The sequence below is a fragment of the Natronotalea proteinilytica genome (assembly GCF_055379935.1).
On the sequence record NZ_AP043947.1, the window covers coordinates 1,050,940 to 1,077,067 of the forward strand.

A 26,128-nucleotide genomic window follows, 5' to 3' on the forward strand; every position below is an offset into this window, starting at 1 on the left:
ACGCCGCACGTCCGCCGTAAAGAGCGGAGCGGTATAGCGTAATCATCCTTTTCTTTTCGCGCATGCCACACAGCTTCTATGCATATTGCCCTCCTTGGCGATTCGACGCTTGACAATGCCCGATACACCGATGGCGGACCGTCCGTCGTGGATCACCTAAACAATCACCTCGCTCCTGAAGACCGCGCCACTCTACTGGCATTAGACGGCGCCATTGCGGAGATGGTACCGACGCAGGTAGACGAACTCCCATCCTCCGTGACGCACCTGTTGCTGAGCGTCGGCGGCAACGATGCGCTCCGCGATGCCTCGCTGCTCTCCAATCCGGCCAATCGTGTTGAAGAGGGGCTAACCACCATGGCAGAAGCGGTGTCTCGCTTCGAAAAGGCGTACCGAGCTGCTCTTGCTGCTGTGATGGGGGCAGGCCTGCCGACAACGATCTGTACCATCTACACAGGCGACTTCCACGACGCGTCGGCGCAGCGCGTGATAAATGCGGCGCTTCGGATGTACAACGACGTCATCCTTCAGGCTGCGCTCGATCACGCATGCCCGGTCATCGACTTGCGGCGCGTGTGCACGGAGGCCGCCGACTACACCCAGCAGATTGAACCCACGACGCAGGGCGGCGAAAAAATCGCCGATGCGATCTATCAGGCGCACCGTCAGTCGTCCGGCTTTGCCGTGCCGGTTGGTCCGGCAGGAATATAGACGGGACGGCCCATCACGCGGTCCAGGCACGCGCTCCAACTGTTTTCTCCATATCACTGACTCTTCCTACACGCTTTTAGTCGTTATGCCGCACCCATTTACCCATCCCGATCCGTTCATCACCGTGTGGGACACGCGCAACATCCGCGAATCCCACAAAACGCGGCCGTACCTCAGAAACATGCTGGATTCCTCAACTGACCCTGATCAGATTGCGCTCCCCGTGTACGGCAGCTCCTATACTGTGCATTGGATGCGGTGTGACGACCCTGCGCAGCGCGGGCAGCAGGAGGCCGACGGGCCGTTTATCCTTGATTTGCCGGAGCCAGGGGCATACCGCCTGGCGATCACGGGTGGCATCAAGCAGATCTGTCTCGACAATTATGCCGATGCCGATAAGCTACTGGAGATCGAGCAGTGGGGCCACACGAAGTGGCGGAGTATGCTGTGTGCGTTTCAGGGGGCGCACAACATGCAGCTATCTGCGACGGATGCGCCCGACCTTTCGTTGGCCGTTGACACCGCAGCGATGTTTCAGGAGGCGTATGCCTTCAATGCACCGCTCAACCACTGGGATGTGAGTAGCATCCGGACCATGGAGTCGATGTTCAAAGATGCCCGCTCGTTCAACCAGGACCTGGACGCGTGGGACACCCACGACGTTCGCGATATGACGTCGATGTTTTCGGGGGCAGAGGCGTTTAATGGTGCGGTGGGTTCGTGGGATATGTCGCGCGTCAACAGGATGGATGGGATGTTCAACCGGGCCTCCTCCTTCAATCAGCCAGTGAACGACTGGGATGTATCGCAAGTCCAGCACATGGAGGGGGTATTTAGAAAAGCAAAAGCGTTTAATCAGGATCTGGACCGGTGGAACGTGCGGCTGGTACAGTATTTAAGCTGGTTTCTTGCAGATGCCCGGTCGTTCAATGGCTCTATGTCCGGGTGGGACTTGATGTGCGCGTATGACGTGTCGCACATGTTTCAGGGCGCTCGGGCCTTCAATCAGCCCATCGGGGATTGGACGTTCTATGAGGATCTCTACACGATGGAGGAGATGTTCAAAGGCGCCCGGTCATTTAATCAGCCCATAGGCGACTGGGCCATCCCAGAATCGGTGAATGTAGATCGGATGTTCGTTGATGCTATGTCGTTCGACCAAGACCTGAGCGGGTGGGAGGCCGAGCCGGAGCCGCCCGCCCCCGAACAGCCGGAGTCGTCGGATTCAGGAGAAGATGATAATTGGCCGTTTGGACCCAGCCCGTTTGGGCAGACGTCGTGATCTTGGATCGATGGACGGTGGCCTGTTTTTCGCTTCTTCGGAGAGGAAGGCACTGCTTTCACAAAGGCCTCGTTCACCACAAGGTCGCCCTTCAGGCGCGGGTACCCATGCTGATGCTAAGGACGGGCAACGCTGGCGACTGCTCACGTATGCGAGGGACTGCCGATACCAGATCGCTCCTTTTGCGCGGGCTGCAGGAGCTTGGGGATGCGATAGGGCGTGCATGGATGAGAGGGTGCAGCACGAAGCAAACGGTTGCGTATCCCTCAAACCTTTTCCCCACTATGATCAGACGCTGACTCAGCGCCGCCCAGACTGCCAACTGGCTCTGTCTCAATCTGCAAAACCTTGCCGTGGTTGTCGATCACTTCACGAGCCTGTCAATCGCAAGAGGCACAAGTGCACCTTGAGGTGTGTCGGTGGAATGCACTATTCGCTGAGCAAGTGAGGATACAAGTCTGTGGGGGGATCAGGTAGCTGTGTTGATGAAGGGAATGGTGTCGTCAAACGGAAAGTCGGCGGCGGCGCGCTGTCCGGGCGGGTGAACCCAGAGCACCGGATAGGGCGGCGGGTCGTCGGGAAACGTGCCGTATCCGTCGGTGAAGCAGACCAGCACCGGCGAACGGGCCATCATGTCTTCCTCAGCTTCTATGGCGTCAAACAGCGGCACAAACGAAGTACCACCCCCACCGTGAGGCGGTGGCAGATCCGCCAGACTGGTTTGCGACGACAGTTCGTAGGGACCGTAGGCTTGCACATCCATATAAAACAATTGCCCTTGAATGTGCGGGTAGCTTTGTAGAATGTGCTGCACCTCGCCCATAAACTGTGCCAGGTCTTTATCCGGAATGGACGCGCTTGTGTCCACGCCTACGTAAATCTGAAGAGACTGTCCGGTGAGGGTCTTGAGGTAAAGCCCCCGGTGGATCTGACGCCGGTCGAAGTGCTCGAAGTCCACGGGGGTACGCACCAGAAACCGCCACAGCACATCGCGCCAACTGACGTATGGCTCGGTGGCCGCCTCCACGCAGCGCTGCAATCCAGCAGGTAGATCTCCGTGCGTTTTCATGCGCTGCATTTCGGCAGCCCGGCGCACGACCTGACGCCAGTGGCTTTGCACAGACTGGGCATTGGAGGATGTGAACGAGGCGTCTGCGTCCAGGTCGTGCCATTGCTCCGGAAGCGATGGCAGGGAACTCAAAGATGCTGCATCGGCTTCGCGCTGGAGGCATGCGTAGATCTCTTCTACGCTGAACGATGTCCACGCAGGACGGTCTTCGGGGAGATACACCCTTCCTTCAGGCAAAACAAAGCCCTGTTTTTCCACGATATCGTTCACCACCATATCGGCAGCGATATTCCACAGCAGGCGGTCGCGTTTCTCGCGTCGGGGCAGGTGGCACAGCGCCAGATGCAGCACCTCGTGAACGAGCAGCCCCATGAGCGCCTCTTGAGAAAGCGTTGCCACCGTGTCGGGATTGAACAGGAGAGCCGTGCCATCGGTGGCAGCAAGGGGGATGTCCGGATCCCAACGGATGGGGGCTTCGAGTAGTAGCGTACCAAAAAACGGCGACCGGCTCCGGATGACAATGCGGGCATTGCTGATGCGCTCTTCAAGAGAAGCGGAACGTGTAGACATAGCGCAGAGGGAAGTTATATCGAAGAGCCGATGTGTGCTGCACAGGGCCTACCATTAGACACAAGCCATGGCGACCGCTTCCATCTGACCAAGGAAGGGATCAAAGCGTTCGTCGTTGCTGATGCGACGCACAAACGCCCCAAGCTCTCCGGTATCGCGCAAGCGTTCAACCGTGTGGCTAAAGAGCAGCTGGGTGTACTCGTTAGGGGCATGGGCCAAAAGCCACCGACTGGCGTGATAGGCTGCTGCTGCGGTATCCGCCCGTACGCTCAATCCGATTGTAGCCGCGTAGCGCCGAGACGCCTCTTCGGGAAACGCGATGTCGGCTCCGCTGCCACTAAGCACTGCCTCCAAATCAGGCAGGTCGGCATACACATCCAGGTAGGCATAGAACTCGCCAGCGGCCCCATCGCCCACCGCCGCTGCGATATTGAGTCCAGCTGTATGCAAGGCCGACGCCATCTCCCAGGAGCGGGGCGAGGGCCAGGCGGGTTCGTGTTTGTTCATTTTGAACAGCAACTCCGGACGAAACGCCAGAAACGCCTGAATCTGCTCATGCAGGTTGTTCTGCACAGCGTAGGTTTGAAACGAGTCGTAGTCGGGATCGACCGTCAGGTGCACGAACCGGTTGGCCAGCGGAGCCGGCATTTCGTAGACCGCGGCCCGATCTTCTTTGCGGTTACCGGCGGACCAGATAAACCACCCCTCGGGCACCGTGTAGGTGCCGACCTTGCGATCCAGGATGAGCTGCTGGGCAATGCCCTGTACGGCGGGAGCGGCCATGTTGAGTTCATCCAGAAAGAGGATACCGCGCCCCGATCGTGGAAGAAACTCGGGCGGATACCACATGGCGATCTCCTCGTCGGGCTGAGGCACCGGCAGTCCGCGCAGATCCGATGGCGCAAGCTGGCTCAGGCGCAAGTCGTTCTGGATGAGCGTTCGTAGATAGGTCGTCAGCACGTTAGGGGTCATGGATAGGTTGCGGGTTGGGACCGGAAAAGTGCAATGCGTACACTGCCTCTGAAAACGAGGCGGACATTGAGTGTCCGTAGGTACTATTCGGATTATTGAGGGGCGGTCATAGAATCGCGATCATAGAATGTACCAGGGAAGGCTACAGCACATCGCTAACGCACCTCACCTCTGCCGCAATGAAACGTTTGCGCCGTAGAAGGATGTGCTTGGTCCATAAGCTTGTTCATCGGTCCGCCTTTGTTATGGCTTGCAAACGCGCGTTCGGGTTGTGCATGCTTCTGTCATTCGCTCTTCTTGCGGTCGGCTGTACCTCCACACAGCATATTCAGGTGGATATGCGGGGTGAAGCGCCCTCCGACACTACCCTCCAGGACCAGGCAGACGGCCAGACAAACGGTATGCCTGCAAACGGGCAGTCGGTGCGCGATGTGCAGGATGACCTGGCAGATCGAACGGCACGCATCAGTTTGCAGGATGGGCGTTTTGTGGAGTCGGCCCGGGGGCTTCGGTTAACAAGCGATAGCCTGTCGTTCATCGCGGGCGAGGATCAGCAGCGGCGTGCCGTTTCTGTGCGCGACGTGGAGACGGTTACGGTCACGCGGCGTGGGCGCGGTACGTTGGAAGGGCTCGGGCTTGGACTGGTAGGCGGCATTGTGGTGGAGGCCATTGGCGGACGCATCGCAGCCAGCGAGGGGGATTTCTTTGGTTCAGAAGCACAAACCGTGTTTGGAGGCCTCACCGGAGGCGTCGTTGGCTTCCCCTTGGCGGCATCATCGGACTCATTCGTGGACATCGGAGGGTGTATCAGTTTCGTCCCTGAAAGCCGGGCCGCACTCCGAACAAGAGGACGCTGCGGTACCCAATGGCTTTAGCAGGGAGCACCGCAGGGCAAAGCGCATACAGCGGAACAATACAACGGTGCACTGTATTTTGAGAATGTCGTATATCCATCGTAACACTCTGTCTCTGAGCGCTCCATGCATCGCTTTCGTTCCCATACCATGCGGTGTCTTATTGTCGCCGTGTTAACCATGGGGCTTTTGCCCTGGGTGGGGAATGCGTGGTTGGAGAGCCTCCAAGCGTCTTCGCCCGATGCACGGGCGGCCTGGTTGCAGGGACAGGTTGCGTCGTGGCCTTCTGAAGCCGACCGCGAAGCGTTTGAGCGCGCGGTCGATACGGTGATGGAAGAAGCGCCATCCACTTCGCAAGCCTTTACGAAAGCGGTGCTCGCAGCCTACGAGGCCGAGTCGCCCGATGGCCATACGGCTGCAGATCTCTTTGGATGGACCAGCGACGCCGATATAACGGTCCTTACCCGTTGGTTACATGGCCCGGCTTCGCACTGGGATCGATCTACGCTCCTCTCACGCGTGAGTGCAGCGGCGGTGTCGGTGCTTTCCACCACACGCGCTGATATCCCCGACGCGCCGTTCGCCTCCCTGCAGGCGTTGCGTGCACAGTCTGTGCTAATCGGAGCCGACCATGGTCTAGACGAACCGACTCCACGCTGGCTCCTCCGGCGACTTGTGGCCGCCCATCCGCGTGCGCCGTAGTCCTTTCTTTGTCAAATCCGGCCCCCTGGTCGTATCTCCCCGGCTCATGAGTATGAGGGGAAGGCCAGATACGCCGGCGTGCTGTGCGGTCGTTGGCCCACAGCACAGCCTGTCGTTCGTGTCCGCTTCCGCATGACGAATGTCCCGTTGGAAGGGCGGACGTGTGACTCTGCGTCGGGCTTGCACTGCACCCCGTTGTATATTTCGTTTTTTGGTACGCTATGAAAGATAATGGACTCAAAATTGCGCTAACCATCTTCTTCGTTGGGTTATGTGGCTACTACCTGTGGCCCACCGCTCAAAGCCTCATGCTAGATCAGCGGCTGAGCGGGATGGAAGAAGAGGAGCGCATTCAGTATGAAGAGGAAAACTTCGCCCAAATTCAGGAAATCCGTCAAGGCGCCTTAAGCCTGGGGCTAGACCTGCTTGGTGGCATGCACGTGACGCTCGAAGTGCGCGTGGCTGACCTACTCGGGCAGCTGGCTATCAATCAGGATGAGATGTTTCAAGAGGTTTTGCAAGCATCTGCACAGCGCGCCCTTGAGGAAGATCGCTCGGTCATCGCGGTGTTTGTCGAAGAGTTTGAAGAGCGCGATCCCAATATACGCCTGTCACGCTACTTCCGTAACGAACAGGCCGGAATTGACCGTCGCTCGGAGAATTCGGAGATCCAGTCTTACCTCGAAGATCAAGCCGATGAAGCTGTTGAGCGCGCGATGGAGATCGTGCGTAATCGTGTGGACCGCTACGGTGTAGCCGAGCCATCCATTCAGCGTCAGGGGAGCCGCCGCATTGTGGTGGAGCTGCCCGGGGTAGACGATCCCGAGCGGATCCGTGACCTGCTGCGCGGTACCGCCCGGCTGGAGTTCCGCCTGATGCCGAACCCCGACCGCCTTACTGCAGCCATGCAAGATATCATCGACTTCTACGAGGCCGAGGCGGCTGATGTAGAGGTGGACGAGCTTGAAGAGGACGAAGCGCCGGATGTCGAGGACCTGCAAGAGGATCCGCTCGCCGAACAGCCGGTGCCTGATGACGACGATGCAGCGGCCGATCCTGAGGGGGCCGACCCCATGGACGATGAAGCTGATCCGCTTACACAAGACGACCCGCTTGCAGATGACAGAGACACGCCAAGCGGCCAGAATCAGATTCTGGAGATCCTGCAGCCGCTTCCCTACCAGGGGCAAGCGCCTGTGCTTGCACACGTGGCACTGCCCGACACCGCGCGTGCCATGGAGTTGCTCAATCGCGAAGAGGTGGCTCGCTTGCTGCCAGCCGATATTGAGTTGATGTACTCCGCCAATCCCATTGGACAGCGGCAAGATGGCGTTGGCGTGTTTGAGCTCATCGCCGTAAATCGCCAGGTGGAGCTTTCGGGCGATGCAATTACCGACGCCTCAGTCGAGTTCGATCAAATGACCAACGAGCCGAAGGTGCTCATGGTGATGGACTCGGACGGCGCACGCACCTGGGCGCGACTTACCGGAGCAAATGTAGGTGAACCCTTTGCCATTGCTTTGGATGGCGTCATCTACTCGTATCCTCGTGTGAATGAACGCATTCTGGGCGGACGCTCCGAAATATCGGGCCTTGACTCACGAGCCGAAGCGCAAGACATCGTCACGATTCTGCAGTCCGGAGCTTTACCCGCTCCGCTTGACATCGTAGAGGAGCGAACAGTCGGACCAAGCCTTGGAGAGGCATCAATCCGCGCCGGATTTGTCTCCGTGATTAGCGGTCTGCTCTTAGTGGCGCTGTTTATGATCATGTACTACCGCACCGCTGGCGTCGTCGCCGACATTGCGCTACTGCTCAACATCATTATGATCTTGGGCATCCTGGCCGGATTCAATGCGACCCTCACTTTACCGGGAATCGCAGGTATTGTACTGACTATCGGTATGGCGGTGGACGCGAACGTCCTGATCTTTGACCGTATTCGAGAGGAGCAAAACACCGGAAAGACGCTCAAAGCTTCTATCGATGCGGGCTATGATCGCGCGCTAAGCGCCATCCTTGACGCCAACATCACGACGTTCTTTGTGGGCGTTATTCTGTACTCGTTTGGTGTGGGCCCCATTCAGGGCTTTGCCGTTACGCTGATGGCCGGTATCTTGGCCTCGCTCTTTACCGCGATTATCGTTACGCGAATCATCTTTGACTACATGGTTGACGAGCGCAAAATGCGCGTCTCGTACGGCTGATGCCGTGCTCCATCCTTCTGTAGTTAGTTGGTTCGTTCCACGATATAATCTTATTCTTCTATGCGTTTACTTGAAAACCCTAACTTCTCGTTTATCCCGAATCGAAAGATCGGGTACATCATTTCGGGGACGCTCATTCTGCTGAGCATCCTCTCCTTCTTCACGCGCGGTCTGGAGCAGGGCATTGACTTTTTGGGCGGCACCGAGTTTGTCGTCGAAAATGTGGGTGAGCTGGATGCGCTCGATGTACGCGCTTCAATGGCTGAGGCGCTTGCCTCGGAGCCAGAAGTGAAAAGCTTCGGAACCACCGGCCTGCTCATTCGCACGGCGGCCGAGGAAGACATCGAAGACCTGCGTGAGATGGTGATGGGCGCCTTTGCTGCTGATTTTGCAGAGGCAAATCCTGAAATTGTGCAAACTAACGTGGTGGGGCCGCGCTTTGCTGCCGACTTGCAGCGCGGGGCCATCTATTCGGTCTTAGGTGCCCTCTTCGTCATCTTCGTGTACATTATGCTGCGCTTTGAGTGGCGGTATGGACTCGGGGCATTAGGCGCAGTGATGCACGATGTGATCATCGTGTTAGGCATCTTCTCGTTATTTCAAGACGTGCTTCCGTTCTCGCTTCAGGTCGATCAGGCCATCATCGCCGCGTTCCTGACCATTGTTGGGTACTCGCTTAACGATACAGTGGTGGTGTTCGATCGCACCCGCGAGTACGTGAATCTGTTCAAGACCGATAAGTACATGGATGTCGTTAATCGCTCCATTAACAGCACGTTAAGTCGTACAGTGGTCACGTCGATTACGACGCTCATTGTAACGTCCATCTTGCTGTTCTTCGGTGGTGATGTGCTGCGCGGGTTCTCCTTTGCCCTTGTACTGGGCGTTATCATTGGAACCTACTCATCGGTGTTCGTGGCCTCGCCCATCGTGGTGGAGCTGCGCTTGCGTGCCGAAGGGAAAGACCAGAAAGCCGGTGCTGCAGCAATGTAACATAGCCGCTCACGCGTGAGCAGGGCTACGCGTGGCGTCATCTGAACCGTACATCGTACCCTGCGTTACGAAGCCGGGGGTCGCGTGGGTCGCATCCGAAAGGATGCACACCGGCCTCCGGCTTTTGTGTGGCTGCTGTGTGACTACCACGTTGGCACATACGATTCAGCCGCATCCGCATTTTTCTTTCAGCTGCTCGATCTACACATTCATGCCAGTTTCTATCGTAATCGGAAGCCAGTGGGGCGACGAAGGCAAAGGCAAAATCGTTGACCTGCTCAGCGAAGACATTGACATCGTAGCGCGCTATCAGGGCGGAGCCAACGCCGGACATACCATCTGTTGGGACGATGAGGAGTTTGTGCTCCATCTCATTCCCAGCGGCATCTTTCACGAGGGCGTGGAGTGCGTCATTGGCAACGGGGTGGTCATTGACCCGAAGGCCGTGCTCGATGAAATTGAGCAAATCAAGGACCTTGGCTATCCGGTTGAGGGGCGGCTGCACATCTCCCATAATGCCCATGTCATCATGCCGTATCATAAGGCCATAGAAGCTGCTCAAGAGAAAGGCCGCAAGACCGATGACGATAACGACGCCATTGGAACCACGGGGCGTGGCATCGGACCGGCGTATACCGATAAGTTCGCGCGCACGGGGATCCGCGTGGTGGATATGCTCGATCGCGATGTGTTGCGCACCAAGCTTACGCGGGCTATCGAAGCCAAGAACACGATGCTTGAGCGCGTATACGGGGCCAACCAGTTGGATGTCGATGCCATTGTTGATGAGTACGTGGCCTTGGATCAGCAGTTGGATCCGTATGTGACCGACACGGCGCAACGATTGGGACGCGCCCTTAAGCAGGATAAACACGTGCTGGCCGAGGGCGCGCAAGGGTCGCTGCTTGACATCGACTTTGGAAGCTATCCGTACGTTACGTCGAGCCACCCGACCGCTGGAGGCGCCTCAACCGGATTGGGCGTTTCTCCGGTGCACGTCAACCGCATCATCGGGATTGCCAAGGCCTATGCCACGCGCGTAGGCAATGGTCCCTTTCCCACCGAACTCGATAACGAAATGGGCGAACACCTGCGCAAAGTAGGCGCCGAGTTTGGGGCAACCACGGGGCGTCCGCGTCGCTGCGGTTGGCTCGACCTGGTGGCGCTGCGCTATGCCACTATGATCAACGGATTTACCGAGTTGGTCATCACCAAACTGGATGTACTCTCGGGGCTCGACGAAATCAAGGTGTGCGTGGCGTATCAGTACGATGGCAAGGAGACGCAACGCTTTCCGAGCGAAGCCCACACGCTGGAGCGCATTACGCCCGTCTATGAAACGCTGCCGGGGTGGGATGAAGACATCACGGGCGTGCGTTCGTGGAACGAGCTGCCCGCTACCGCGCAAGATTATCTGCAATTTGTAGAGGCGCACAGCGACGCCCGCATCGGATCGATTTCGATTGGTCCGCGTCGCGACCAGATTATCACCGATGTGCAGCACGCGCCGGCATAGCGACGTGGCGAGGTACCGCCACGGTAGGGAGTACGTTCTGTAGCGACGCAGCGCTGCTGCGTCGAGGGGATCAGCACATCGAAAAATCACCGCTGCGTCCTCGAATCCGCCTACACCGCAGCATCGATGGCATGGCGGAAGCGAGCGGCGGCGCGGGTTGGATCCTCGGCCAGTGCCACCGCCGAAATAACGGCCACACCATGCGCTCCTGCGCCGATCACAGCGCGCACGCGGTCGTACGTGATCCCGCCAATAGCAATGACCGGGCACGACACCGCCTCGCAACACGCGGATAGACGCCGGAGTCCCTGTGTGGCTCCGGCGTTTGCTTTCGAGGTCGTCGGGTAGATCGGTCCAAACCCGATATACGATGCTCCCTGTGCTTCCGCCTCCCGGGCCTGTTCGACGGTAGACGCCGAAGCCCCCAGGATGAGATCCTCGCCAAGCACCGATCGCGCGATGGGCACCGGAAGATCATCCTGCCCCACGTGCACGCCGTCTGCGTTGACGCCAAGCGCCACATCCAGCCGGTCGTTTACAATGAGCGGCACCTGGGCGTCGGCACACACCTGTGCTGTTTCCTGGGCCGCCAGCAACTGGTTGCGAATCGATCCATGCTTCTGGCGGAACTGTAGGGTGTCGGCCCCTCCGGCAATGGCATGGTGGGCCAGCGCGGCGTGGTCGTAGCGCTGCTGCTGAAAAAAGTCGGTGATGACATGCAGACGGCCCAGTGAAGCGAGATCGGACATGGTGGCAAATGCGTGTGCAAAAAATGGCGGTTCAGCCCCATCCACGAATCCCGTTTTGCAGGGTTCCACTGTACCCATCCAACCTTTTGTCATTGCCTCGTCGCAACGGGTGCGTAAGTGAGCTCAACAATGGTTTTGGGGATTGCCGGTTGGTTTCCCCTCCATCCTACCCTTCCTCCCCGAGGAGGAAGGAACCGTGGAAGGCGTTCATCACGTCCCCCTCAGAGGAGCTATGGTGTATACACAACGCAACCGGAGGCGAACTCCCACTTGCGTCCTCGTCGCGATGCTCTGCATCGCGACGGACGAATGGACGCTCTGCGTCCAACGTACCCCCCCAAGGTAAAGAAACCAGGTGGTGGATTAGGGATGCTGGAGCGAGTCCCGGCAAGCGTGGCGACGCAGAGGGGCCGTAAGGTCATGCCTGTTGTGCATCGCCACGAGAGGACAGATGTTTTGTTATTATCATCGGGCAGGCTGTCACTCCCTCTTGAACTCCAATATTGACACGTGACTTCACTTAAGTAAAGTCAGGCACGAAGTTGGGGTTTTGTGCGTTTCAAAGCGGCATCATGTACGTCCGAACATTCTTAATACACGCTCTCGTTCGTACGGCGTCACGCTTCACATAAGTGATTGATCTACGTGGCTTTGTGGAATCCCTCCCCCTAAATCCCCCTCCTCTGAGGGGGACCTGAGGGATCCCTTCCACAGTTCCTTCCTCCTCGGGGAGGAAGGGTAGGATGGAGGGGAAACCAACCGGCAATCCCCAAAACCATTGTTGAGGTCACTTACTGCTGTGTCACAGGTCAATCTTTGGGTAACACATGGCCACCTAACGTACCGAGAAAAACGCACATCCTTGTCATTGCGAGCGCAGCGACGCAATCTCATGCCATCAGACCGGATGCAGCCGCCCAAGCAACAGCATGAGCAATCAACAGCATGAGCAATCAACAGCATGAGCAATCAACAGCATGAGATCGTACCCCAGGAGTACTCGTTCGCTAGCGCTCACAGCGCCGCGTCAGTCGCAGGGCTCCCTCCTCGCGATGACAATGTTGGACCATAACATTCAGGTGTGACAGACTAGAGCCGGATCTGTATAGGGGCGAAGCGATACGCTCATCACATCCCCCCAAAGGGCCCACCAATCACAGCGCACTCTCCTATCACAATGGACACCATGACAGAGTCTCTTGTTGCCGATGCCCAGGCGGCATTTCAGGCGGGTGTGCGCGCAGTGCGTCCGGCGCGATGCATGGAGCAGGCGGGACCCATGGCGGTGCTCAAGCGACGTGTGAAGCGCGCCTGTCGCGTCTACGTTGCGACCATTGGCAAAGCCGCTGCGTCGTGGGCCCGTTGGTGGAGCGATACACTGGGCGATGCCATCGATGTCGGATGCATGGTGCAGCCTCAAGGCTATGGGGAGCCAGACGGCACGCCGTTGCCCGCCACGTGGCACCACATTCAGGCTGGACATCCGCATCCCACCGAGAAAAGTGCTATCGCCGGAGCCTATCTTTTGGATATGGCGCGGGCGTGTGGGCCGAACGATTTGTTTTTGATTGGACTCTCAGGCGGCGGATCGGCCTGCACGGCACTGCCTCCGGTGGGCGTTTCGATGGCGGCGGTGCAACGGCTCAACAAAGTGCTGCTGCGTGCGGGGCTGCCTATCGATGCCATCAATGCGGTGCGCAAGCATGTGTTACAGGTTGGAGGTGGGCGTCTGGCTGCGGCGGCGTATCCGGCTCAGGTGGAGGCGTATGCGATTTCGGATGTGCCCGGCAACGATTTAGCCACCATAGCCAGTGGGCTCACCGTGGGCGATCCGACCACGTACGAGCAGGCTCAATCCGTCTTGCACCAGGCCGACGTGTGGGATGAGGTGCCTCCTTCGGTTCAACAGCATCTGCAATCAGGCATCGAAGGCCACCATCCAGAGACCCCGACGGCCCACGATGTGCGGATGAGCCGTGCGCGCACAGCCGTTATCGCAACGAACAAAACAGCGCGCAGGGCGGCGGCGCAGGACCTCGAAGCCCGCGGATACACGGTGCGGTGTCCCGATGCTTTCATGACGGGGACAGCTCGTGAGGAGGGACGTGCACATGCAATCGCTCTGCGTGATGCTCCGCCCCATACAGCCATCGTGTGGGGCGGCGAGCCCACGGTGCGCGTCACCGGCAGCGGTACCGGGGGACGCAGCCAGGAGGCGGCCCTGGGGGCGGTACATGCACTGGCCGCCATGCAGCGTCCGGCGGTGCTCTTGTGTGCAGGCACTGACGGCATCGACGGGCCGACCGATGCGGCAGGAGCGTGGGTCACACCGCGCACGCAGCGTCAGGCCAAGAAGCACGGGTGTGCCCCGAACGTGTATCTGGCCGATAACAACAGCTATGCATTTTTTGAACAGGTAGGCGGCCTTTATCGACCCGGGCCCACGCAAACGAACGTGATGGATGTGCACATTGGCGTGGTAGCGCCAAGCCGTTAGCTTCGCATAAACACAGCACGGGGAACCAGCACGTACCAACTCGCTGGGTGCTGCATGCGTCCGGCGCGTGACTCGGCCTCCTCGCTGCTGCCCCAGTAGACATCGCCGCGTAACGGGCCTTTGATGGCGCCCCCAGTGTCTTGGGCGACCATCAACTGTTGGAATGAAACGGCCTGCGTATCTTCGAGCGCAACAGGAGGGGCAGTACCGTTGAGCCATACCGGGGTGCCTAGCGGCACGTACTCGGGATCCACTGCGAGGGAGCGCTCGGCAGTCAGCGGAAGGCCCTGCGACCCGATCGGCCCCTCTTCGGGATCCAGGTCGGTGCGCTCCTGGAAGAAGATGTACGACGGGTTACGGTGCATCAGCGTATCGGCGCGGTGATCGTCTGCTTCCATCCACGTGCGGATGCGTTGCATCGACATGTCTTCGGCAGGTACCTCGTCGGCCTCGATCAGATCGCGCCCCACTGCCCGGTACGCCCGTCCGTTTTGTCCAGCATAGCCCACGCGGGTGAGCGATTCATCGGCCAGTTCAACGCGCCCAGAGCCCTGGATCTGTAAGAAGAACTTGTCGATGCGATCGTCTACCCACAGAAACGCAAGGTTGTGGTGATCAATGGCCCCTTCGTTGATGGATTGACGGTCGGGATACGGCACCAGGCGGTTGCCGTCAAGGCGTCCGATGAGTGTGCCCTCGGCATCGGTGCGAAAGTCACCCAGATTGGCTTCAATCAGGTCAGGCGGCAGGCGACGCAGGGGAACATCATAGCGTTCCGTTGGCTGACGAGCGCCGTGCAAAAGCGGTTCGTAGTACCCTGTGAGCAGCGCGGTATCAGCTGAGTCGCGGGCGGTAAGGTGCATCGGCTGGAAGAGGACGCGCAGACGCCGCGCTACATCTTCGGGCGTATCCACGTCTGCGAGACGGGTACACGCGTGCTGCCAGTCGCCCACGGTGCCGTACCAGGGCCATGTGTCGTGCATGGGAGCATCGGCGTTGTGGTTGGCCCAGACATCACAGGATGCCTGCAGCGCGTCGATGGCATCTATAGCCTGTGCATCCGCCCACCCTGGCAGACTGTGGTACGGCACGGCATGGGCTGCGAATTCGGGCGGTTCGGGCGGCTCAAATGGGGACTCGGTTTCGCATCCTGCTACCAGCAGGGTGACAACTAGGAAGGGGAGGAGTAGGTGCGCAGGAACGGGGTGTTGAGGACTCATTCAGAGGTGGAGGGGGTTATAAATTCGGGGGTCATGAGCAGGCGGGCCGTGGGTTCGTTAGTGGCCAGGGGAATGTCGTGTACCACGCAGGCCCGTTGCAAGGTCTGGATATCGGGTTCGTGAGGATGTTTTCCTTGCGGATCGAGGAAGAAGATGACCGCATCCACGGTCCCCTCCACGACGCCTGAAGCAATTTGCACATCGCCCCCCATAGGACCCGACTCTTTGCGGGTCACCTCCAGATCCAACTCACTGGCGAGCATGCCGCCGGTGGTGCCCGTTGCGATGAGCGAGAAGTTGCGCAGCCGATCTACATGGCGATGCGCGAACGAAATTAGGTCCGCCTTTTTGCCGTCGTGGGCGATTAGCGCGAGGGTGCGAGAGGAGGTAGCCATAAGTCAGAAAGTCAACAGGACATTCGATAGAGATCCCGATACGTAATGGAATAGCAACGGGAGCGCAGGGGTGGAACTGTCCAAATGGTACGGATTAAGACGGATCCGAATCAGCTTTGCTTATCGCGTCCGTTTCTCCATGCCATACGTCGTTACCGAACCCTGCATCAATTGCAAGTACACCGATTGCGTCGAAGTGTGCCCGGTGGATTGTTTTTACGAAGGGCCCAACTTTCTCGCGATTCAACCGGAAGAGTGTATTGACTGCAATGCGTGTGTGCCGGTCTGTCCTACTGAAGCGATTTATCCTGATGACGAGGTGCCCGAAGAGTGGGCGCACTATCTACAGTGGAATGAGTATCTGGCCAATCAGTGGCGGGAGATGGGATACAACATCACCGAGAAGAAGACGCCACCGGAAGATGCGGAGGAGTGGGAAACGAAAGAGAAGTCGGAAGAGGATATTTTAACGTGGGATGTGTAGTACTCTGTCACAGGTCAATCTTCGGGTAACGGTCCCCTAACGCACCGAGAATAACCCACAATCTTGTCATTGCGAGCGCAGCGAAGCGCCCCGACTGCAGGGAGGAAGTACTCGTTCGCTAGCGCTCACAGCGCCGCGTCAGTTGCAGGCTTCCTCCTCGCGATGAAAAGGGGTAAATGTATTTTTGCTGATCTACTTAACGTGTTGCCACTATCCACTTTTGGCGTGATGAGAGAGGCCGGGTGGAACAAAAACCCGCTCTGTTCTTGGCAGAGCGTATATAGAGCATGCAGCAGCGAGTGAAGCCCCTCTTGATGGGTGCACTGATTTCCTGCAAAAACTGCGTTACGGTATTGTGTGGCGCTTGAATTGCGCTGCTGTGTGCACTACGTTTCGAACCAAAGGTGGGGACCGGCGGTGCTCTGCGTACACGCCCGTTTCGGCAGGTATGCAGAGCAGCGTCACGCTTCTCATCTGTGTTGCGACTCGCTACATCCTTTGATATAACCCCGACCCAACCTATGTTACACGCTAAACGATACGGATCGTGGGCAGGAACGCTACTGCTGGCCTTTGCGCTAGTGGTTTCCCTTGCTGCATGCGATAGCGACGATGATCCAGTTTCCGATAATGGAGACGATGATAATGGCGATGAGCTTGCTCTGATCGCGGATCTACTGGAGGAAAACCCAGACTTGGAAACGCTTTTTACGGCTGTTGAAGAGTCCGGACAACTGGATCTGACGGCCGACCCCGATGCCGACATTACGGTATTTGCTCCCAATAATGGAGCGTTTGCCGATATTGAACTGAGTGCTGCGCTCGCTCCCGAGAACGAAGCGTTGCTGGCCGATATTGTGCAGTACCACGTTGTGCCCGGTGGACTGCTAAGTTCGGAAATTGACGAAGGCACCCTCACGTCTGCACTCGGCGAGGACCTCCAGGTAGAATCACGCAATGGGGATCTCTTCATTAACGAAGCGCAGGTCGTTGACCCTGACAATGAAGCTGCCAATGGCGTGCTGCATGTTGTCGATGAACTGCTCCTGGAGAACCGTTCGCTGCTGGAGCGTGTGAGCCTGACGGCCTCCACCCAGGCGCTCGTCGGATCCGCTGGTGATACGGGGCTTGTGGATGCGTTTGAGAACGCCGAAAACTGGACGCTCTTTGCTCCTATCAACGAAGCGTTTGAGGCAGCAGACACCGGCGACTTGAGCGACGAAGAGCTTGCTGAAGCGGTACAATACCACGTGGCTCTAGGCGAAGACGGCCCCATTAGTGCGGCTGACCTTGTTGATCGGATCGATGCCAACGGCGGCGAAGCAACCGTACCAACGGCCCAAGGGGAATCCATCACCTTCACCCAAGAAGGCGATGACATCATCCTGAATGGCGGGCAAGCCATAATCGTTGGAGGCGGCACCGACCGCTTCACCGACAACTACACCAACGTCTTTCACCTGATCGACGGCGTGCTTATTCCGCCGAGCTTTGAGGAAGATCCGGAAGCTTCGTTTGAATTGTTCGCTAGCGAAGCCGACCTTGATGCTGGAAGCGGTGCTGGTGTACAGTGCATAGTTGCGCAGTCCTCTGGTGACGTTACATTCTACAATGGCAATGATGGTGGCATCTTTACATGGACGGGGAGTAGCCTGATCGAGGAGCGGTCTGCTAGTGACCTGAATGCCGACATTGATCAGGAAGATAATTCGATTGATCGCTGCGAAGGGGTAACGGTCGACGGTAACGACAATGTCTACTTCCTTTTCCGTTCCAATGAAACTTCGGAGCAGAGTTCATGGCCAACAGCCGTGTATAAACTCGATAGCTCCGGATCGACTTCCGTGCTTGCCTTTGAAGAAGGACTGACCGGAATTACTCCTGTCAACGGTACGTTGTATCTGAATGGGAATGACTTCCGTGGCGCCCCAGGTGATGGTATTTTCTCGATATCTGATACCGGAGAAGGCCAGTCTCTCACAGAGGTTGTGACGGATCCAGATCTTGACCTTGCCAATGGACTACTTGAGGCGGATTCAAATGGCAACTTGTATCTTTACTCGGGTGGATTTGGAGATGGAAGCTTTGAAGATGTCATAGCTCGCGTCCAAGATCCTGCTGGAAGTGCTACGCTTGATGTCTTCATCGATCCGTATGCCGGTGATTCGCCCCTGAGTTTCGATGAAGGAAATAATCTCCGGGATCTGCGAGTCGCAAGCACCGGAGCAGATGAGTATCTGGTAGTTTACAATGGCTCCTTCCAAGCTCCCGATGGCGACGAATGGGCATCTATTAATCTGGCTGACCAGTCCATAACTCTTCTGTTTACAACTGCGGAGCTAACTGGAGAGATTGGACAAGACGACTATGTCAGTGGCTTTACACAAGCAACTGCTGTAAGCGCAGATGGAGATATTTTTCCGGCTAGTCGAGATCTGGGCGATGCGACGCACTACATTGCTCGCGTTTCCAATATTCTTCCGTAACATCGCTTGATGGCTGGTGATATGCATCTGTCATCACTGTCTGATAAGGTATCATGAAAGGGCCGCCTCCCTCTAGTTGGAGGCGGCCCTTTCTGCGTGTAGCGATACTTTGCTACAACGAACACCATCCTCTGCATATCACGATGCCTCACACAGCAAACACCGCCAGCAGCGTGTACAGCACCGCGGCGAGTCCGCCGGCCAGGATGGCGAGCGGAAATTGCGTGTAGACGTGATCCATCAGGTCGGTGCCGGTGGCAAGCGAGGAGAGGATCGTTGTATCCGAAATCGGAGAGCACTGGTCGCCAAACACGCTGCCGCCCACCACAGCGGCAAAGCACAGCGTGATGAAGAACGGCTCGGGCGCCACGGCCCAGGCCAGCGGCATCGCAACTGGGAAAACCACAGCGTAGGTCCCCCACGAGGTACCTGTCGAAAACGCAATCAACAGACACAGCCCCATCAGCAGAGCGGGAAGCACCGCCGGGATGATCGCATCGCCCACCGTGGCTACCACATAGTCAGCGGTGCCCACCGCATCGGCTACTTCCTTGAGCGTCACGGCCAGCGCCAGAATAATCGCACCGATCGTAACGCCCCGACATCCGTCCACAAAGCCGTCGATGGCCTCTTGCAACTCCATCCCTTTGGCCAGTGCGATGATCATGCCCACCAGCACGGCTAGCACAAAGGCCTCTGCAATGAGCAATGTGGGGTCGTCGGTGCGGCCCAGATAGAAGTACGTGACCATGTACGGGATGATGGCCACCCCCAGCAACACGCCAATCGGACCAAAGAAGTCCGTTAGACCAGGCCGATACGAATCGGGCACCTTCATATTCGTCAGGTCATCCGCAGCAAGCGGCGTCGCGTCGTCGCGGTCGAGTTTCCCCGTAGAGCGTGCGCGATCAATGGCCGCACGCATCTTCTTACCCGGGACAAACGGCAGCTTCTCCCACGCAAACAAGAGCGTAATGAGGATGGCGAAGAGCGCATAGAAGTTGTATCCGATCGACGAAAAGAAAAACGCAACGCCCTCTTGGGTGGTCTCGATGAGCGGAATGGTGCCGGCCACAAGTCCGCCCACGTAAATAGGCCACACGTTAAACGGAATGATCGTGGCGGCTGGCGAGGCCGTGGAGTCCACCATGTACGATAGCTCCTCGTGCGACACGTTGTGCTTGTCCGCTACGGGGCGAACGGTGGCGCCGGTGAGCACCGTACTTACAGTGCCACCCTGGTGGAAAACCAACCCCATGATCCAGGCAAAAAACTTAGCCGATCGCGGGCCACGTACGATGAATCCACTGGCCCATCGTGCAAAGCGGAGGGCCCCGCCTGTGCGGGTCCACAGCCCGATGAGGCCACCCAGTGCCCACAAATACACCAGCAGGATAAGTGCAAAGTCTTCCGTGCCAATGGCGGGAATGAGGAACTCCTGCACAATGTTAAGCTCACCGGCAATAACGCCGCCTACGGCCACCCCAATGAAGAGCGCGCTCACCACCTCGCGCGTGTAGAAAGCCAGAAAGATAGCGATGAGCGGCGGCAGCACCGACCAAAAGCCATAATGGCCATCGATCTCGGGAAGGCGCCCGCTCAAGCCAATCGATCCTCCGATGAGGAGCACCGCCACCCCTACAAACAGCCAGTGCACGCTGGCCAGGGACGACGAGGATTCGGTTTGATCGGGCGGGGCGTTTGTGGACATAGACAAAAGAGGCAGTATGATAACAAAACGCGACACCTCTATATAGCGGATAGATCGCTGTTTTTCCAGCGACATGCCATCAGGCCCTCACGCAGATAGGTGGAACAGGTGAACGCAGTGACTAAAGATCTCTCTCGAAATGGGCAGGACCTTCTACCCACCAGAGCCTGCTGAACGCCGATGAGATGGTTCGGCATGGTCCAGGCTGGGCCCGTCACGTGCTCACCATGACAGGTTTTGGCAGGGGGGCGACAGCGCAGTAGCGCACTAAGTAGGTCGCCGAAAATACATTTACACCTTGTCATCGCGAGGAGGGAGCTTGCGACCGACGCGGCGCTGTGAGCGCTAGCGAACGAGTACTCCTGGGGTGCGATCTCATGCGTCACTTGCAGGAATTTATCCCATTTGCAAGGTACAAGATTGCCACGTCGCTAACGCTCCTCGCAATGACATAATCGAAAGATTCTTTCGTGGGTCTACTTAGAAAAGCCACGTAAGGAGGATGGACAGAACAACACCGCTGTAGGCTGCTACTCACCTGCATGCAGGCGCAAAGCATTTTAGGCAGCGCCTACCCTTTTGATGTGATGTACTTCCACGGGACAAACTCATCCTTATGCCTACTTGCACACAACGAGGCACGCATCTGCTGGCGCTCGTGCTTGCCGTTATCCTCATTGCACTGTTAAGCGCATGCGATGGAGGCAGCGATGATCCGGTAGACCCGGGCAATGACAACGATTCGGAAGTGGAGCAGACGATTGCTGAGATGGTTGGCGAAGATGAGAACTTTGCAACCTTGTTTGAAGCACTACAACAGGTCGGGTTCGATGCGTCGCTGTCCGATACAACCGAGACGTTTACGGTATTTGCGCCCGACGAAACGGCGTTCTCTTTTCTTGATCCGTCTGTTCTTCTGGATCAAGATGAGGCCCTTTCATCTGTGGTGGGCTATCACATCATTGCGAGCCAGGCGATTTTAACTGCCGATCTTGAGAATGGCGAAGCAACCGTCGAGACCCTCTCGGGCGATGAGTTCACTGTGCAGGTAACCGAAAGCGGCGTCTTCATCGAGGAAGCAGAAGTGATCCAAACAGATGTAGAAGCGGTAAACGGCGTCATCCACGTCATCGACCGCCCCTTGCTTGGCAACCAAGACCTGGCGAATGTGACGTGGTTCGTTAGCGAAACTGCCGAGTTGTACGGTACGGTTGTTGATTTTGAGCTGCGCGATGCTTTCGAAGAGGCTGGAACCTGGACGGTTTTTGGCCCCAACAATGCGACTCTAGAGGAAGCCGACTTAAGCGATTTCTCTGAAGAAGAGATTCAGCAGATCCTACAATACCACGTCCTTGGCGGCCAGCCTACCAATTCGTCAACACTGCTCGAGCTGCTTGAGGAAGAAGGCACTCCCTCTTTTGAAACCGTTCAGGGAGAAGAGTTGACCATCACTCTAGATGAAGAAGAGATAGTGTTCAACGAGGGACAGGCCACACTTGACGTAGAGAATCTTGACTACGTTGCGTCCAATGGCATCCTTCACGTGATTGAGGGCCTATTGCTGCCGCCCAGCTTCACCGAAGAGGACGACGATGAAGAGGAGGCTGAGCAGGTAGCCATCACGCTCGATAATGACGGGGCAAGCGCATATTTTGCCACCGAAGTCGAAGGAGCCGACGCTGACGATATAGTGGAGCTTGACGAAAACAATGCGCCGATTATCCTCGACGTGGATACACGCTACACCTTTACGATTGTGAGCGGAGGAGCACACCCTTTCGCAATTGATGATGGCGACGGCACCGAATTGCTCACGCACGACGGCGAAGGGGCTTTCGCCAATGATGAGGCCGTAAACCTCGAAACCTATGGCTCGGGCGGTTTTTCGTTTACCCTCACCGAAGAGCTAGCCGCTGAACTTGGAGAGTACTTCTGTATGGTCCATTCAGGTGCCATGCGCGGCGAATTGCAGTTGGCCCAGTAACGTAGCACCACCCTGCTAAAGGGAGTCGCAAAACGTTAAATGGTATTCTCCCCAAAGGCGTTTGTCCTCGCGTTTCTCATGGGTCATGCTGAACGCAGTGAAGCATCTCAACACGAGCCGACGGAGGACGGCGGTACAGGCACACGGGGAACACCACGACGTGCACGGCCCTGGGTATGAACAGCTAGCGCTGAGATCCGTCTGCTTATCGGCATCAGGATGACCTGTGGAGCCGTCTTCAAGTCAGGAAACGATCATGTACAATGTAACCACCACCCTGCTAAAAATAATAACGAAGCCCCAGCCCGCCCCCGAAGTCTCCATCCGTGCTTGGGATGAGATCCAAGCGGGGCGTAAGGTGGCCAAAGAACTCGACATGATCATTCGCCATCCAGTTGAGTCCAATGCGCCCGCTAATCCCAATGACGGCATCATCGTCGCGTACACCGATGAAAGCACCCGGTCCAAAGAACCACTCCAGCCCCGATACATTCTGCGTCTGGATGCGCTGATTGAACTGTGCATGGGCGTTGAAGAAAAAGAACTCATCGAGGTCCCAGGCCGCTAAAAAGTCATACGAAGGCCCGGCTTCATCATATAGCTTGAATGTAACGCCACTGGGCGAGCCCACTTGCCCGCCAATGCCAAGCGCCCCCGACGTGCGTTGCGCATCAGCAGTAGCGACGACCAAAAAGGCGCTTACGAGACAAAATGCGGCAACACGACTCATAAAGCAAACCAAACCAGACGATGGCTGGACGGAAGCAGAAGAACGTAACACCATAACACGTGTGGGCATAAATGGTCGATGATGAGAGAATGATTTCGTCCATCGTACACACGCAGCCTGTTCGATAAGGTTGGTGCCCTCTACACAAACTTTGTAGGAAGGCCATCACAGAAGAGTGAAAAAAGAACCGTATCGTTGATAGAGGCCCCTGTTGTAAGAGGAACAGCCCTTGGCAGTTGGCGTGATACACCTCGGTCTTTTCTTTTCCCATCGGTGTCTCATTGCTATGGAAACCGTCTCCTCGTCGCCTCCTGACATCAGCACACTGGGTGCTCTGCGTGCCTCCGGATATACGCGCCGGACCGTCAAGGCCGAGATGCGGCATAACCTTATGAAGAAGCTGCAGACCGGCGAAACGGTGTTTCCCGGCGTTGTAGGATACGACCAGACTGTCATTCCGCAGCTGCAGAACGCTATATTGAGCCAGCACGACATCATTCTGTTGGGGCTGCGTGGGCAAGCCAAGAGCCGTCTCATCCGTATGCTTCCACGGCTTCTCAACGAGTGGAGTCCAATTCTGGCGGATACCCCTTTGAACGAGCACCCCTATGCGCCGCTCACCAAGCAAGGGCGCGCGCTGGTAGACGAGTATGGCGACGAAGCGCCGGTCGAATGGCTTCCTCGCTCGGCACGCTACGGCGAAAAGTTGGCCACCCCCGATACAACCATTGCCGACCTGATTGGCGATATTGATCCGATTAAGGCCGCCAACCTTCGCCTCACCTATGCCGACGAAGAGGTGATTCACTTCGGCATTATTCCTCGCACAAATCGAGGGATCTTTGCGATCAACGAACTGCCGGATTTGCAGCCTCGTATTCAGGTGGGGCTGCTCAACATTTTAGAGGAGCAAGACATCCAGATCCGAGGGTTCAACGTGCGGTTTCCGCTGGATGTGATGCTTGTCTTCTCCGCTAACCCCGAAGACTACACCAGCCGGGGCAATCTGATTACACCGCTCAAAGACCGGATTGACAGTCAGATCATCACCCACTATCCGAAAAGCGTGGAAGTGGGCATGCAGATCACCGAGCAAGAAGCCTGGCAGGATCGTTCAGATCAGCACGGTGATCGCGTGGACGTAAACGTTCCGTATCTCTTCCGCGAAATCATTGAACAGCTTGCCTTTGAGGCGCGCGGTAGCGAATACATCGATCAGAAGTCGGGCGTCTCGGTACGGGTAACGCGAGCGGCTATGGAGATCCTCATTTCTGCCGCCGAACGGCGCGCCCTGATGAACGGCGAAGAGCAAACGACAGTGCGCGTAAGCGATCTTCTTTCTGTTGCTCCTGCCGTTACGGGCAAGGTGGAATTGGTGTATGAGGGCGAGCAAGAAGGAGCCGAGAACGTCGCATACACGCTGATCGGACGTGCCATCCGCACCATCTTTACGCAATACTTCCCTGATCCGGGCAATAAAAAGAAGGGGCGCGATGCCTACGATGAGGTGCTGCAGTGGTTTACGCAAGGCAACACCGTGGTTCTGAACCAAGATCTATCGAACAGTGTCTATCAAAAGCGTCTGCATTCGGTAGATGGATTGGCTGCACTCGTGAGCACGCATACGAGTCCGCAGACCGATGCGCAACGTTTTGTGATGATGGAGGTTGTGCTGGAGGCGCTCCACCAAAATTCGCTACTGGGCAAAGAACTGCACGACGACGGGTCGTCGTATAGCGATATGATGGGCTCGATGTTTTCGTCGTTTGGCAATGGCTTCGATGAAGACGACTTTGACGAAGGCGATTTCGATGAGGGGGGCTTCCGATAGTGCATCTGGTGAAACGTTGACTACAGGTGCGCAACGTATGGTTCGATGACCCGGCCACCATCCAAAACCGACCTGCAACGCGTAGTACTGTGTCACAGGTCAATCTTTGGGTAACACATGTGCTCCCTGACGTACCGAGAAAACCGCACACTCCTGTCATTGCGAGCGGAGCGACGCGCCCCGATCTAGAGAGGAAGTGCTCCTGGGGTGCAATCTCATGGTATCAGACCGGATGCAGCCCGCCCAAGCAACAGAATGAGATCGCGACGTCGGTCGCAAGCTCCCTCCTCGCGATGACAATGTTGGTCCCCAAACATTCAGGTGTGACAGAGCAATACGATTCGTTTTTCGCGCTGGTTATCGATAAGCCAACGGGCTACTCCGCATGAACACGCTTGTCATCATTCCCGCGTTTAATGAGGCGAAAGCCATTGGTCAGGTCATTGGCGACATTCCCGATGCTTGGGTGGATGAAGTGGTGGTGGTCAACAACGCCTCGACGGATGCCACCGAACGCAATGCACGTGCAGCAGGAGCTACCGTTGTGCGCGAACCCGAACCAGGCTATGGGGCGGCGTGCTTGCGTGGACTGGCGTATGCTGCGACTCGTCAGCCCGAGATCATCGTGTTTCTGGATGGCGACTACAGCGATCATCCCGATGAACTGCCACGGCTGGTACGTCCGATTGTGAGAGGCGAAGCCGACTTTGTTGTCGGATCCCGCATCCGAGGCGATTCCGAGCCCGGTGCGTTGCTGCCTCAAGCGCGCATAGGCAATCGCCTGGCGTGTACACTGATGCGCCTGATTTGGGATGTTTCATACACTGATCTGGGACCGTTTCGCGCGATCCGATACGATGCGCTACGGTATCTGCAGATGCAAGATCGTACGTTCGGGTGGACGATCGAAATGCAGATCAAGGCAGCAGAGGCCGGGTTGCAGATCCAAGAGGTACCGGTGTCGTATCGGCGCCGGGTGGGCGTATCCAAAATTACGGGAACGCTGCAAGGAACGCTACGCGCCAGCGCAAAAATTCTGTGGACGATCGCACGCTATGCGTGTGTCCCCTCGAATGTTGCAAAAAGCGCTTCCAGTTTTCAACGGTAATCCGCCGGATCGGCTTGAACTTTAATCGCTGTCGTCCCGTTTTTAATATCGATTCTT

General features: G+C 57.2%; 20 protein-coding genes. 13 read left to right on the plus strand and 7 right to left on the minus strand.

Annotated features, from left to right (window positions below; translation table 11 throughout):
• Nucleotides 1-78: 78 nt before the first annotated feature.
• Both ACZ5AL_RS04380 and ACZ5AL_RS04385 read left to right on the plus strand, forming a co-directional pair.
• A complete protein-coding gene (locus ACZ5AL_RS04380; RefSeq protein ID WP_464512427.1) occupies nucleotides 79-711 on the plus strand; it encodes an SGNH/GDSL hydrolase family protein in 633 nt (210 codons plus the stop codon).
• Between the two features lie 85 nt (nucleotides 712-796).
• A complete protein-coding gene (locus ACZ5AL_RS04385) occupies nucleotides 797-1,993 on the plus strand; it encodes a BspA family leucine-rich repeat surface protein (RefSeq protein ID WP_464512428.1) in 1,197 nt (398 codons plus the stop codon).
• A gap of 469 nt (nucleotides 1,994-2,462) precedes the next feature.
• Here the strand turns inward: ACZ5AL_RS04385 and ACZ5AL_RS04390 are convergent, their stop codons facing one another.
• Nucleotides 2,463-3,632: a vWA domain-containing protein gene (locus tag ACZ5AL_RS04390; protein WP_464512429.1), complete on the minus strand. Its 1,170-nt coding sequence runs from the start codon at nucleotides 3,630-3,632 to the stop codon at nucleotides 2,463-2,465.
• Nucleotides 3,633-3,686: 54 nt separating this feature from the next.
• Nucleotides 3,687-4,604, minus strand: a complete 918-nt coding sequence (locus tag ACZ5AL_RS04395; protein ID WP_464512431.1) for an ATPase — start codon at nucleotides 4,602-4,604, stop codon at nucleotides 3,687-3,689.
• 275 nt (nucleotides 4,605-4,879) lie between these two features.
• Between ACZ5AL_RS04395 and ACZ5AL_RS04400 the strand changes: the two genes are divergently transcribed.
• From ACZ5AL_RS04400 to ACZ5AL_RS04420, 5 genes are all read left to right on the plus strand, one after another.
• Nucleotides 4,880-5,479, plus strand: coding sequence for a hypothetical protein (locus ACZ5AL_RS04400; RefSeq protein ID WP_464512432.1), 600 nt, complete (start codon nucleotides 4,880-4,882; stop codon nucleotides 5,477-5,479).
• A 129-nt stretch (nucleotides 5,480-5,608) separates the two neighbouring features.
• The gene (locus ACZ5AL_RS04405) at nucleotides 5,609-6,160 is read left to right on the plus strand and encodes a hypothetical protein (RefSeq protein WP_464512434.1); all 552 of its coding nucleotides are present in this window, start codon (nucleotides 5,609-5,611) and stop codon (nucleotides 6,158-6,160) included.
• A 221-nt stretch (nucleotides 6,161-6,381) separates the two neighbouring features.
• Nucleotides 6,382-8,367 carry a protein translocase subunit SecD gene (gene secD, locus ACZ5AL_RS04410; protein WP_464512435.1) on the plus strand — a complete coding sequence of 662 codons (1,986 nt, stop codon included), beginning with the start codon at nucleotides 6,382-6,384 and terminating at the stop codon, nucleotides 8,365-8,367.
• 60 nt (nucleotides 8,368-8,427) lie between these two features.
• Nucleotides 8,428-9,360 (plus strand): protein translocase subunit SecF, encoded by a 933-nt coding sequence (gene secF / locus ACZ5AL_RS04415; protein ID WP_464512437.1) that lies wholly within the window; start codon nucleotides 8,428-8,430, stop codon nucleotides 9,358-9,360.
• Between the two features lie 211 nt (nucleotides 9,361-9,571).
• On the plus strand, nucleotides 9,572-10,876 hold the full coding sequence (locus ACZ5AL_RS04420) for an adenylosuccinate synthase (RefSeq protein ID WP_464512438.1): 1,305 nt from the start codon (nucleotides 9,572-9,574) through the stop codon (nucleotides 10,874-10,876).
• Nucleotides 10,877-10,986: 110 nt separating this feature from the next.
• Here ACZ5AL_RS04420 and thiE read toward each other — a convergent pair whose 3' ends face one another.
• Nucleotides 10,987-11,625, minus strand: coding sequence for a thiamine phosphate synthase (thiE, locus tag ACZ5AL_RS04425; RefSeq protein ID WP_464512439.1), 639 nt, complete (start codon nucleotides 11,623-11,625; stop codon nucleotides 10,987-10,989).
• 1,186 nt (nucleotides 11,626-12,811) lie between these two features.
• Between thiE and ACZ5AL_RS04430 the strand changes: the two genes are divergently transcribed.
• Complete coding sequence (locus ACZ5AL_RS04430; protein WP_464512441.1) at nucleotides 12,812-14,122, plus strand: glycerate kinase type-2 family protein; 1,311 nt, start codon at nucleotides 12,812-12,814, stop codon at nucleotides 14,120-14,122.
• Here ACZ5AL_RS04430 and mltA read toward each other — a convergent pair.
• Nucleotides 14,119-15,342, minus strand: a complete 1,224-nt coding sequence (mltA, locus tag ACZ5AL_RS04435; protein ID WP_464512442.1) for a murein transglycosylase A — start codon at nucleotides 15,340-15,342, stop codon at nucleotides 14,119-14,121. The genes ACZ5AL_RS04430 and mltA overlap by 4 nt on opposite strands.
• Entirely contained in the window at nucleotides 15,339-15,737 is a 399-nt protein-coding gene (locus tag ACZ5AL_RS04440) for a methylglyoxal synthase (protein WP_464512443.1), read from the minus strand. Before ACZ5AL_RS04440 ends, mltA begins: the two co-directional genes overlap by 4 nt.
• Before the next feature lie 139 nt (nucleotides 15,738-15,876).
• On the opposite strand from ACZ5AL_RS04440, the gene fdxA reads away from it, so the two are divergent.
• Together fdxA and ACZ5AL_RS04450 are read left to right on the plus strand one after the other, a co-directional pair.
• Nucleotides 15,877-16,221 (plus strand): ferredoxin FdxA, encoded by a 345-nt coding sequence (gene fdxA, locus ACZ5AL_RS04445; RefSeq protein ID WP_464512445.1) that lies wholly within the window; start codon nucleotides 15,877-15,879, stop codon nucleotides 16,219-16,221.
• Nucleotides 16,222-16,742: 521 nt separating this feature from the next.
• Entirely contained in the window at nucleotides 16,743-18,707 is a 1,965-nt protein-coding gene (locus tag ACZ5AL_RS04450) for a fasciclin domain-containing protein (protein WP_464512446.1), read from the plus strand.
• A 148-nt stretch (nucleotides 18,708-18,855) separates the two neighbouring features.
• Here ACZ5AL_RS04450 and ACZ5AL_RS04455 read toward each other — a convergent pair whose 3' ends face one another.
• Nucleotides 18,856-20,418, minus strand: coding sequence for a Na+/H+ antiporter NhaC family protein (locus tag ACZ5AL_RS04455; RefSeq protein WP_464512447.1), 1,563 nt, complete (start codon nucleotides 20,416-20,418; stop codon nucleotides 18,856-18,858).
• A 616-nt stretch (nucleotides 20,419-21,034) separates the two neighbouring features.
• On the opposite strand from ACZ5AL_RS04455, the gene ACZ5AL_RS04460 reads away from it, so the two are divergent.
• Nucleotides 21,035-22,402 (plus strand): fasciclin domain-containing protein, encoded by a 1,368-nt coding sequence (locus ACZ5AL_RS04460; RefSeq protein WP_464512448.1) that lies wholly within the window; start codon nucleotides 21,035-21,037, stop codon nucleotides 22,400-22,402.
• Nucleotides 22,403-22,682: 280 nt separating this feature from the next.
• Here the strand turns inward: ACZ5AL_RS04460 and ACZ5AL_RS04465 are convergent, their stop codons facing one another.
• Nucleotides 22,683-23,132 (minus strand): hypothetical protein, encoded by a 450-nt coding sequence (locus ACZ5AL_RS04465; protein WP_464512450.1) that lies wholly within the window; start codon nucleotides 23,130-23,132, stop codon nucleotides 22,683-22,685.
• Nucleotides 23,133-23,418: 286 nt separating this feature from the next.
• On the opposite strand from ACZ5AL_RS04465, the gene ACZ5AL_RS04470 reads away from it, so the two are divergent.
• A complete protein-coding gene (locus ACZ5AL_RS04470) occupies nucleotides 23,419-24,963 on the plus strand; it encodes an AAA family ATPase (RefSeq protein ID WP_464512451.1) in 1,545 nt (514 codons plus the stop codon).
• A gap of 385 nt (nucleotides 24,964-25,348) precedes the next feature.
• Nucleotides 25,349-26,071, plus strand: a complete 723-nt coding sequence (locus ACZ5AL_RS04475; protein WP_464512452.1) for a glycosyltransferase family 2 protein — start codon at nucleotides 25,349-25,351, stop codon at nucleotides 26,069-26,071.
• Nucleotides 26,072-26,128: the final 57 nt, after the last annotated feature.